General features: G+C 35.7%; 11 protein-coding genes and 1 tRNA gene. 2 read left to right on the top strand and 10 right to left on the bottom strand.

Translation table 11 applies throughout. From position 1 onward, the window contains the following. Positions 1 to 114 precede the first annotated feature (114 nt). Positions 115 to 190 (bottom strand) — tRNA-Ala (locus ACMAYL_RS10395). Positions 191 to 368: 178 nt separating this feature from the next. Here ACMAYL_RS10395 and ACMAYL_RS10390 point away from each other — a divergent pair. After that, positions 369 to 944 carry a peptidylprolyl isomerase gene (locus tag ACMAYL_RS10390; RefSeq protein WP_392993681.1) on the top strand — a complete coding sequence of 192 codons (576 nt, stop codon included), beginning with the start codon at positions 369 to 371 and terminating at the stop codon, positions 942 to 944. A gap of 354 nt (positions 945 to 1,298) precedes the next feature. Further along, positions 1,299 to 1,646, top strand: a complete 348-nt coding sequence (locus ACMAYL_RS10385) for a hypothetical protein (RefSeq protein ID WP_412471058.1) — start codon at positions 1,299 to 1,301, stop codon at positions 1,644 to 1,646. On the opposite strand, the gene ACMAYL_RS10380 is transcribed toward ACMAYL_RS10385, so the two are convergent. The 9 genes from ACMAYL_RS10380 to ACMAYL_RS10340 all read right to left on the bottom strand — a co-directional run bounded on the left by ACMAYL_RS10380 (position 1,599) and on the right by ACMAYL_RS10340 (position 9,648). Beyond that, the gene (locus ACMAYL_RS10380) at positions 1,599 to 1,772 is read right to left on the bottom strand and encodes a hypothetical protein (protein WP_158246899.1); all 174 of its coding nucleotides are present in this window, start codon (positions 1,770 to 1,772) and stop codon (positions 1,599 to 1,601) included. The genes ACMAYL_RS10385 and ACMAYL_RS10380 overlap by 48 nt on opposite strands. A 20-nt stretch (positions 1,773 to 1,792) precedes the next feature. After that, positions 1,793 to 2,077: a cytochrome C oxidase subunit IV family protein gene (locus tag ACMAYL_RS10375; RefSeq protein ID WP_158246900.1), complete on the bottom strand. Its 285-nt coding sequence runs from the start codon at positions 2,075 to 2,077 to the stop codon at positions 1,793 to 1,795. A gap of 22 nt (positions 2,078 to 2,099) precedes the next feature. Further along, positions 2,100 to 2,786 (bottom strand): SCO family protein, encoded by a 687-nt coding sequence (locus ACMAYL_RS10370; protein WP_103218386.1) that lies wholly within the window; start codon positions 2,784 to 2,786, stop codon positions 2,100 to 2,102. 19 nt (positions 2,787 to 2,805) lie between these two features. Beyond that, positions 2,806 to 3,684 carry a c-type cytochrome gene (locus ACMAYL_RS10365; protein ID WP_103218387.1) on the bottom strand — a complete coding sequence of 293 codons (879 nt, stop codon included), beginning with the start codon at positions 3,682 to 3,684 and terminating at the stop codon, positions 2,806 to 2,808. A 10-nt stretch (positions 3,685 to 3,694) separates the two neighbouring features. Next, positions 3,695 to 4,276: a heme-copper oxidase subunit III gene (locus ACMAYL_RS10360; protein WP_103218388.1), complete on the bottom strand. Its 582-nt coding sequence runs from the start codon at positions 4,274 to 4,276 to the stop codon at positions 3,695 to 3,697. A gap of 5 nt (positions 4,277 to 4,281) precedes the next feature. Continuing rightward, positions 4,282 to 6,021: a cbb3-type cytochrome c oxidase subunit I gene (locus ACMAYL_RS10355; protein WP_103218389.1), complete on the bottom strand. Its 1,740-nt coding sequence runs from the start codon at positions 6,019 to 6,021 to the stop codon at positions 4,282 to 4,284. Between the two features lie 29 nt (positions 6,022 to 6,050). Then, positions 6,051 to 6,857, bottom strand: a complete 807-nt coding sequence (locus ACMAYL_RS10350) for a cytochrome c oxidase subunit II (RefSeq protein WP_103218390.1) — start codon at positions 6,855 to 6,857, stop codon at positions 6,051 to 6,053. A gap of 77 nt (positions 6,858 to 6,934) precedes the next feature. Further along, the gene (cyoE, locus tag ACMAYL_RS10345; RefSeq protein WP_412470526.1) at positions 6,935 to 8,686 is read right to left on the bottom strand and encodes a heme o synthase; all 1,752 of its coding nucleotides are present in this window, start codon (positions 8,684 to 8,686) and stop codon (positions 6,935 to 6,937) included. Continuing rightward, the gene (locus ACMAYL_RS10340; protein ID WP_392993688.1) at positions 8,686 to 9,648 is read right to left on the bottom strand and encodes a COX15/CtaA family protein; all 963 of its coding nucleotides are present in this window, start codon (positions 9,646 to 9,648) and stop codon (positions 8,686 to 8,688) included. Before ACMAYL_RS10340 ends, cyoE begins: the two co-directional genes overlap by 1 nt. Positions 9,649 to 9,652: the final 4 nt, after the last annotated feature.

The raw sequence follows: 9,652 nt of genomic DNA, 5'->3' as shown, positions 1-9,652 counted from the left end.
AGATCTTTCAAAAACCGTTTAAAACTTATTTTGGATTTCTTCTCATCTTGTTTGCTACCTAAGCAGCAAATCTTTATTACTTTATTTGAATGTTAAAGAGCCTCTTGAAATAAATGGTGGACATGACAGGAGTCGAACCTGCGACCCCCTGCGTGCAAAGCAGGTGCTCTCCCAACTGAGCTACACGCCCACAAGATAACTCATCATCTGTTTTAAGCAGTTGATTTGTTTCGTTCATCTCTCAAGGTGAAACGTAATTTATGTGACCTCGTTTCATATGTCAACACTGTTTTTTCTTTTTTTTTACTTTTTTTGCATTTTTTTTAATTTCCTATCATAATTTCATTATGCAAAGGAGAATTTCAATAATGACTATTGTAAAGCTTGTAAGAATCTCACTATTTCTATGCATCTTTTTAAGTTGTAGCAAGAATAGCGATATAAAAACACAGGAAGAAGTATCGGACAAAAAGGTTGATGTCTTTAAAATAAATGTAGATCGTACTGGATTATCTGAATCTGAAGGAATTATTAAGACTTCACACGGTAATATTACCTTTAAATTCTATCCTAAAAAGGCTCCTAATACGGTTGCACGCCTAATTCAGTTAATTCAAAGTGGTTTTTATGATGGATTGGGCTTTCATCGAGTAATTCCTAACTTTGTAGTACAAACAGGGGATCCTACAGGCACTGGTAATGGTGGTTCAGGCAAAAAAATCCAGGCAGAATTTAATAATATAAGTCATGTTGCTGGAACAATGGCCATGGCCCGTACTTTAACAGATGAAAATAGTGCTGATTCTCAATTCTATATAGCACTAACAGCACTTCCTCACTTAGATGGTAAGTATACTGTCTTCGGGCAAGTAGTAGATGGATTAGACATCTTAAAAAAGATTAAAGCCGGTGATAAAATTATCAGTATTGAGTACCTAGAATAAGAAAAACTTTTTTTAATTTTAAAAGACCTGCAGTTTGCAGGTTTTTTTTTACTTAATTGCTTAGAAATTATAGCTAAATTTTAGAAAAATTAAATTGCTCTTATCACTTATATAATGCAGACAAAACCGGGTTTAAAGCTATTATAAGTAATATAAGATAATGTGTAAGCGTAACCACTTTTACAAATAATAGTTTAACAAAAACAATCATTACATTTTTTATTTCTTCTTTACTGAAAGAGAAAAAATCTAAAACTAACAAACACACTTTCTAAATATGTTCATAAATTAAATAATTTATAAAGTTAGAACTGAATAACTTCTCCACCACTGTTTAGGCATGGAGATAAAGGAATGCATTCGAAAGAAGAAGAAAGCTTTTTGTATATAAAATTAACTTTATCAATTGCAACTCAAGAAGAGCTAGCAAAAGATTTCAGTATATATTTTTTGATTTTTTTTTCTGATAAAGAATTAAAACACTCAAGTTGCTTTTTAAATTTTCTTACGATTGAAAATCGTCTGGGTTATGGCGTCGGTGTATTTGTAAACAACTGTTTCGTTTTTGGGAAAGAAGGAATAAGGGCAAAAGATTTCTTGTTCAATTTATTTAAAAAGCTAAAAAAAAAGCCTGCATATTCTGCAGGCTTTTTTTTATTTTCCATGTCTTTTTTTATCTTTTGTATAAATGAATGTTTTTAAAATCAGGAGCCCAACAATTAAAAATCCAATGATCCAACTTGTTTTCGCAGTAAATTGTCCATCTTTTACTGGTAATGGCTCTTTAGTTGGTACTTGTTGTGTAGTCGTATTCGTGTTTTCAGACATACAAACTCCTTTGTGTCTAATTATCTAAACATTGATTCTAAAATAAGCACAGTAGCATAAACACCTGCTGAAATTGGAATTGCAGCAATAAAACGTGTCCATTTAGTTTCTTCATTTAAGTGCATAAAGTAGTAAGCAACTAAGAAAGCTTTTCCAAGAGCTAAAAGTACTAGAGCACTATCGCGATAAAACTTTGCAATATTTGTCATACCTGGAATGATTAGTTCCACAGCTGTTAAAAACGTCAGTACGAAGAAAATGAAAATATATAATTTCTTGTGTGAATGATGTGCGCCTTCAGCCATTTTATTCTCCATTTATAATTAATTAATTTTTTAAATACTGTTCTTTGTTAACTAATAAACCAAGATCAATCATTAGCTTATTAATATCTTTACTTGTTGAATCGTAATACCCTCTGATTTTACCATGTCCATCAACTAGAACAAGTTTTTCAGAGTGTGCAATATCAAGCATTGTTACCTTTTCACCGTTAACATTGGCCTCAACTTCTTGTAATTTTCCCATCTGAGTACCGAAGCCATCTACTATTGTAGATTGCATATCTTCAGTCTTTCCAGTTAAGAAAGTCCAAATATAAGGATTTGCTTGATGTTTTCTTGCATACTTAAATAGTGTTTTAGGATTATCCGTTTCAGGATCAACAGTAAAAGATACAAGTGCAACCTTTTGCCCAAGTCCTCTTACTCTCTTTTGAATCTTTTGCATTTCTTCCGTTAACCTAAGACAGCTAGACGGACAATTAGTGAAAATGAAGTTTGCTATATAAACACGCCCTTCTAATTCTTTTGATCCAAATGTTTTTCCAAAACTATTAGTAAGTGAGAAAGCTGGTAATTGTTTCATGACTGGAAGTTCAGGAGGTAATTCTCTAAATACTGATTTGAAAAAAGGTACTGAGAAGAAATATAAAACAAATACTAACCAAAACGCTTTCTTTGAGACAAGCGTTTCGATTAGTGAATTTGATCTTTTTATACCTAAACTAGTCATTATTTAACTCTGTTGATTCTTATTGATTCTTAATACGATCAAGTAACTCTTTACGAGCTTCTGTGTCTTTTAAGTTCTTAAGATACTCTACGTAGTGAGCAACTGCCCAGATTTGATCATCTGTAAGTGTTCCTTTCCAAGCGGCCATTGCTGTTCCACCAACACCAGCAGCTAAACGAAGAGCAATTTCTTCAACTGTATCTGCCGAACGAATCGTATTCCAAGTGAAATCAGGTGGAAGTGATTTGAATCCCCACTCTGTTTCTTGAAGCTTTGATTGATAATCACTATCAGAGAAATCACTCGCGCTCATACCAGTAAGCTTCGCAAGCTCATCCTTAGGAACGTAAGCTCTGTGACATGACCAGCACATTGCATCTGCGTGATAAACTTTCTTACCTTCTTCAATAGCAGACTTAACGTGAGCTACACCGTAAGGGTTTTTACCAAGAGTAACTTGTTTTCCAAGTTCCTTATCTTTACCTTCCCATACTGATGGAGCAAAAGTTTTAATGTATTGAACAACTTCAAACATTTGATCTTCAGTTAGATCCCATGGAAGCATTGCCGTACCATGAAGACCCTTCTCTAAGATTTTGTAGAAGTGCTTATCGTGTGGAAGAGTTCCCGCTTCAACTTCTCCAAACTTGAAGACACCTTTAGTAAAGTCACGTGGTGGAACTTTCATTGCCTTAGCTGCAACACCTTTTCCATCACCGTCAACACCGTGACAAGGCATACAGTATTCAGTGTAAATTTGCTTCCCTCTATTAAGAACATCTTTCTTAACATAGAGGCCACCTGCGAATACTTTATCTTCTTTGAAGTGGTTTTCCTGGCAAGAAACCAAAGATAAAATTGTAAACATTGCTGTTAAAGTTAATGCCATTTTCTTCATAGCTATCCTCTTAAAATACAAACATAACGATAAACATTACTAACCAAACGACACCTAAAAAGTGCCAAAACTTAGATACATTCTGTACCCAAGTTACTTTCTCCATACTGTAACCTTTCATTGAAACAGGAAGAAGAAATAAAAGTGCAATTAAACCTAGAACAATATGCGCAGCATGAGTCCAAGTAAGTGCATAAAATAAAGATGGGAATACTCCGCCAGAAGCTTGAAGTCCCATCGCTGCCATTGAGTTCCAAAGTTGCCATTGAACAAACATGAAACCAAGACCTAATAAATAAGTTAATGCGAAATAAACTCTCATGGCCTTAGTATTGTGCTTATTGAATGCAGATTCAAACAGCACTAAAGCAACAGAACTTAACGCAATTATTATTGTACTGACCATAGGGAGTGTTAGAGGAATTCTCGGCATTCCCATTGGTGGCCATACATCAACAGTTAAACGGTAAACAGAAAAACCAAGTAACATCGTAGCAAAGAGCATTGTAAATGAAACAAGAAGCACAATCATCGCGATTGATGATGTGAGCTGTTTTGCTTCAAAATCTTTGTTTGTCATTACTTGGTTCATTCTAATTATGCCTCAACTATTTCTTCAGTTTGATATTGGAAATCCTTACCTTCTGGAAGATTTGGGTTTCCTAGTTCGTGTGGTCCACACTTAACAACAGGAATCTCTTTAAAGTTATACACTGGTGCTGGTGATGGAATTGTCCACTCAAGAGTACCAACATTCCAAGGGTTGTCAGATACTGGCTCTTTTTCTTTCTTAAAGAAAATTGTGTAAACAAAGTTGATTACGAATGGAATTTGTCCAAGCCCCATTAGTAATGCAGAGTAAGTAACAAATGCATTAATTGGGATTAGTCTTTCCATAAATTCGTAAACAAATGGGTTATAAAGACGTCTGTGCATACCTGCGTATCCAACAATCATCATTCCCATGAATACACCATTTAGACCAATCATTGTGATCCAGAAGTGCACTTTACCCCAGAATTCATTCAGGAATTTACCAAACATTTTTGGCATCCAGAAATAAATTGCTGCGTATCCACCAAGAAGTACAGAAGCTGCCATCGTATAGTGGAAGTGACCTACTACAAAGTATGTATCGTGTAGGTAAAGGTCAGTTGTAACAGTTGCTAGATATAGACCTGTTAGACCACCAAGACCAAAAACGAATACAACACCAAGAGAGAAAATCATTGGCGTATCAAACTTGATTGATCCTTTCCAAATTGTCCCTAACCAGTTTGCAAAGAAAATTGCAGATGGAATTGAGATCGTCATTGTAAGAGTCATGAAAGTTTGAGTTAAAAGTGGACTCATTTGAGTCGTATACATGTGGTGACCATATACAATTGTTGAAAGAATTGTAATCGAAGTCATAGAAAGCGCAGTTGCTTTCGCACCAAATGCTGGTTTTCTAGCGAAGAAAGAAAGTAAGTCAGATACAATCCCCCACGCAGGAAGAATAAGGATATAAACTTCAGGGTGACCAAAGATCCAGAATACGTGTTGGTAAAGGATAGGATCACCTGTTCCTGTTGTTGCAGCAGCACCAGCAAGGAAGAAAGTTGTTCCAAATACACGGTCAAATAATAGAAGTAAAAGACCTGCACCAAGTACTGGAAGGAAAATTGCGTTTAAAATAGCTGTTAGCCATAGACCCCAAACAGATAGTGGCATATCAAAGTATCCCATACCTGGAGCTCTAAGAACGATAACAGTTGTAATATAGTTAACCGCACCCATCGTTGAAGATACACCAAGAAGGAAAAGAGCAAGAGTCCAAAGAGTTTGCCCGGCCCCTGGTGAACCAATTAGCGTTGATAAAGTTGGGTACGAAGTCCAACCACCTGCTGCAGCACCTAGTGGTAAACACAGAGAAGCAACAAGGATTAACGCTGATGCAGCTGCAATCCAAAAAGAAAGCATATTAAGTAATGGGAAGACCATATCTCTTGCCCCAATTTGTAATGGGATAAGATAGTTTCCGAACGCCCCAATTAGAATTGGTGTAATTGCGTAGAAAATCATGATCGTACCGTGCATAGTGAAAAGCATCGCGTACGTATCTGGTGGAACAACTCCTCCTGTTGAAGGGAAAAGTAAGTTACCTAGAATTGGGAATGCCTCTCCAGGAAACGCTAGTGTCCAGCGAATCATAAGGGCCATCATCCCACCTAAACCTAGACCAATGATTCCGTACCAAAGAAATTGTTTTCCGATCACTTTGTGATCATAAGAAAAAATATACTTTGAGATGAAAGTCTTTGGCTCTGAGTGAATATGTTGCTCGAAAAATGCCATTTTATATTCTCCTAAAAGTTATCTTAAAATTAGTACTGCCACTTCCAACCCCAGAATAATTCAGGGTTTTCAGGGTCATTCTCATGAATAGCTTTCTCTTGAGCTTCCGCAATCCAAGTTGCGTAGTCCTCAGCTGAATAAGTAGTTAGAGAAGCTTTCATTCTGTAGTGATATGTTCCACACATTTCTGCACAAGCAATATCCCAAGTACCAGCTTTAGTTGGTTCAAACCATAGGCGAGTTAAACGACCAGGAATTGCATCAACCTTACGACGAGCATTTGGAAAATATAGTGAGTGAATTACATCTTTTGAAAGTACTTGAATAACAACTTTACGACCAACAGGTAGTCTTAAGTCATTTAACTGAACAACATCATCTTCTGTGTTGAAGATATTGTCTGCACCAGCATATCTAAAGTGCCATGCCCATTGCTGACCAAGCGCTTGAATACGAAGTGGATTCTCGTCCTCTTTTGGCCACTTAGCAAAAACATTTACATAATCCTCATTCGACATTCTTGTAATGTTCATATCGATTCCAAGGAATACCGATAGACCAATTACAGTCGCAATGATGATATGAATCTTCTTGTTCCCATAAGTATAATAAGGCTTTGGGTGTCTCTTAGCTGAATAAAAGTAAGAGAAACCAAATAATCCTGCACATACTAATGCAAAGAAAAAGAGGTTCATGTAAGTAGTGTAGCCAAATAACCAATCGATCAAGTGACCGTGCACAGAGATATCTTCAGGTGGTTTCATTCTTTCCCAAAGACTCATCTGCTTAGAAGTTGTACTAACAACTGTAGCTAAAACAGGTGTCAAAAATCCCATAGACCTTCCTTCTATTGAAATACTTTATTAATTTGAATTGATAAATTTTAACCCTTTTTTATAACATTTTCCACGATTTAGCTAAGGAAAATCATCAATGATAGCAAGAGTGGTAAATAGATTATAGAACCCCAAAAATATTGTCGGGCCCAAGCTACGTAACTCGGCTCATCATGAATAAAAAAACTTTGCAAACTCTGCGCAAAAAATAGCCCATTAACTACTAATGAAGCGATAAAAAAGTTCCAAGAATTGAGACCAAAGAAATATCCGGCACTACTAAATAAAAATAAGAATAATGTCCAAAGAGCAATACAGATCTTCATTTTGGCAATTGAGTAGTAATGAGGATAAACCTTAATATCACCTTCCGCGTAATCTTGTTTATGGTAAATCGAGATGGCCATGAAGTGAGGAATTTGCCAAATAAACAAAATACCAAACAATAAAATTGCTAGACCATCAATTTCACCTGTCACAATTGTGCGCCCCATCACAGGAGGAATTGCCCCAGGAAGTGCACCAACAAATAACGCAGCAGGACTAGTTCTCTTCATCGGAGTATAGACATAAAGATAAGAAAAAAATGCCAACGCACCGAGTAACGCAGTAACTTTATTTACATAAATATAAGTTAGACTAAATCCGAGAATAAAAAGCAGCCATCCTTGAACAACAGCATAAATTGGTTTTATTCGTCCTGCTGGTAAGGCGCGATCTTTAGTACGAACCATATTGGAATCAACTTCAATTTCCATATAGCAATTAATTGTCGTTGCAGACATGACAATTAAAATTGAAAAAATAAGTGCATTAATCAGATAGAAGAAATCAACATATTGTCCAGTAAGTAAAATTCCTGAAATAATAGTCGAAACAACGAGTAGACCAAGTCTTGGCTTAGTTAAGCTTAACAAGTCACTTGCTACAGTATGCTTATAACCACCAAAAAACACTTCCTCAAAACGCTTGAACCACTGAAATAAGAAAAGTAAATTTAGCGTAATGATAATTGCTAATAAAAGATGAAGTACTTGGAAGTAAGTAGTATCAGTTAGTAAGAACAATCTCTTTGCATTAAATAAGTGAACTAAAAATAGTCCAACTAAACTTCCAGATAAAAGAGAGAATTGTTTAAATGCTCTTCCATGTAATAAAGTAATTGTTTTTCTTATACTAAAGAGAAACGCTAGTAGTACTACTAGAAACAGGACTCCTAAATACTTATGAAGAGAGTGTATTTGTGCTGCTACAGTAGTAGGCCAAAAGCGAAGGCCCTCTGCTGTTTGGCATAGGATATTAATATTATCCCCTACTCCACACACATCTTTTGTTGCAGTTTGATGAACAATACCACCAAAGAAGAACTGTCCAAATGCAATTAGTAACATAATAAAGACAAGATCTTTCGACGAAGGTGAATACCCTTTTAAATTCAGTTCTTGTTTTTTGATAACAGGATAAAATTGCTGAGAAAAGATTGCGATATAAGCAAAACTTAAAATTAAGTGGAAAACACTGACAAGAGTTGGAAGCTTATAAATGAAGTTAATTCCACCCAGTAGCGACTGAAGAATTAAAAGAAATAGTCCTAAACGAACAGACTTTTCTTTTGGATGCTTAATAAAAAGAAATGTATTTAAAACAATGATAATTCCAGCAAAAACTCTATGTAGAATTGGATATATTGATGACTTATCAACAGTAGCTGCATAACAGATTGGCCAAGAAGTACACTCTAGGCCAGTGAAGTCCGCACTCACTAACCCACCAATGACAATTAAACCTAAAGTTAATAATATATTGATGAAGGCAAGTGTACGATACATTACAGTTCCACCTCTTGTGATTTTTTAAGAATGATTAATAACTCATAAATAAAGTAAGAAAGTAAAATAGCAAATAATAAGTGAACTGGCTGAGCAAAGGCTGGAAATGCTAAATAAGCTAAGACTACTCCTGCTGTAATGACACCAATTAACACTAACATTATTGAGATACACTTCTTTTGTACAAATGAATTGTCTTTGAACTCTTCCATGATTTTTCTAAGAGTATACGAAAATCCAAGAAGTACTAAGATTGAGAAAGAACGGTGAATATAAAAAATCATATCAAGTCGTTCAACCCAATTTGTCCTAGCTAAATTCGGCTCTGTATTAGTTATCAAGTCAATTTGCTCTCTAACTTGAGTTCCTAAAACGATTTGAATCACAACTAGTCCCACAAGAACCCACAAGAAGTCTTTGTAGCGATCAACGCAGTGTTTGCGATGAAATTTGAGTTCCGTTACCTCATATTTTAAATGGGCAAGCGCAAATGCAAGAAATATCGCGAGTAACATATGAATTGTAATAACAGCTGGATGTAGATGTGAACTAACGACCATTGCTCCTACACCACCATTTAAAACAACTAGAAACAAGGCCAATCCAGAAAGCCATACAACCTTCTTATTATCCTTCTTATAAGCAAATGATAGTACTACTAAAATGATCGAAGCAATACCAGTCCATACACCGGCCATTCTGTTGAAGTACTCCGTCCATGTATGTACAGGATTGAAAATAGCAACAATGCGACCAGGCTTTGCAAAACGAGTTTGATAATCAGCTGGAAGTTGATCAACACTTGTAGGAGGAACAATTTTACCGAAACAAGTTGGCCAATCAGGACATCCCATTCCAGCTCCGGTGCTTCTTACCATCCCTCCAATGAGAATAAGTGCAAAAACAGTGATTATGACTACAGGCAAAAACTTTTTGAATCGTAATTTTTTAGAATTTTCCATTTCA

Source organism: Halobacteriovorax sp. RT-2-4, assembly GCF_047085445.1.
In the GTDB taxonomy this organism is placed as follows: domain Bacteria; phylum Bdellovibrionota; class Bacteriovoracia; order Bacteriovoracales; family Bacteriovoracaceae; genus Halobacteriovorax_A.
The sequence above is the reverse complement of the archived record's forward strand: the minus strand, read 5'-3'. Positions and strand labels throughout refer to the sequence as shown.

Coding starts and splice junctions, on each gene's coding strand:
- ACMAYL_RS10385 (WP_412471058.1), top strand. CDS start 1,299: ATGCATTCGAAAGAAGAAGAAAGCTTTTTGTATATAAAATTAACTTTA.
- cyoE (WP_412470526.1), bottom strand. CDS start 8,686: ATGTATCGTACACTTGCCTTCATCAATATATTATTAACTTTAGGTTTA.
- ACMAYL_RS10340 (WP_392993688.1), bottom strand. CDS start 9,648: ATGGAAAATTCTAAAAAATTACGATTCAAAAAGTTTTTGCCTGTAGTC.
- ACMAYL_RS10350 (WP_103218390.1), bottom strand. CDS start 6,857: ATGGGATTTTTGACACCTGTTTTAGCTACAGTTGTTAGTACAACTTCT.
- ACMAYL_RS10370 (WP_103218386.1), bottom strand. CDS start 2,786: ATGACTAGTTTAGGTATAAAAAGATCAAATTCACTAATCGAAACGCTT.
- ACMAYL_RS10375 (WP_158246900.1), bottom strand. CDS start 2,077: ATGGCTGAAGGCGCACATCATTCACACAAGAAATTATATATTTTCATT.
- ACMAYL_RS10360 (WP_103218388.1), bottom strand. CDS start 4,276: ATGAACCAAGTAATGACAAACAAAGATTTTGAAGCAAAACAGCTCACA.
- ACMAYL_RS10390 (WP_392993681.1), top strand. CDS start 369: ATGACTATTGTAAAGCTTGTAAGAATCTCACTATTTCTATGCATCTTT.
- ACMAYL_RS10365 (WP_103218387.1), bottom strand. CDS start 3,684: ATGAAGAAAATGGCATTAACTTTAACAGCAATGTTTACAATTTTATCT.
- ACMAYL_RS10355 (WP_103218389.1), bottom strand. CDS start 6,021: ATGGCATTTTTCGAGCAACATATTCACTCAGAGCCAAAGACTTTCATC.
- ACMAYL_RS10380 (WP_158246899.1), bottom strand. CDS start 1,772: ATGTCTGAAAACACGAATACGACTACACAACAAGTACCAACTAAAGAG.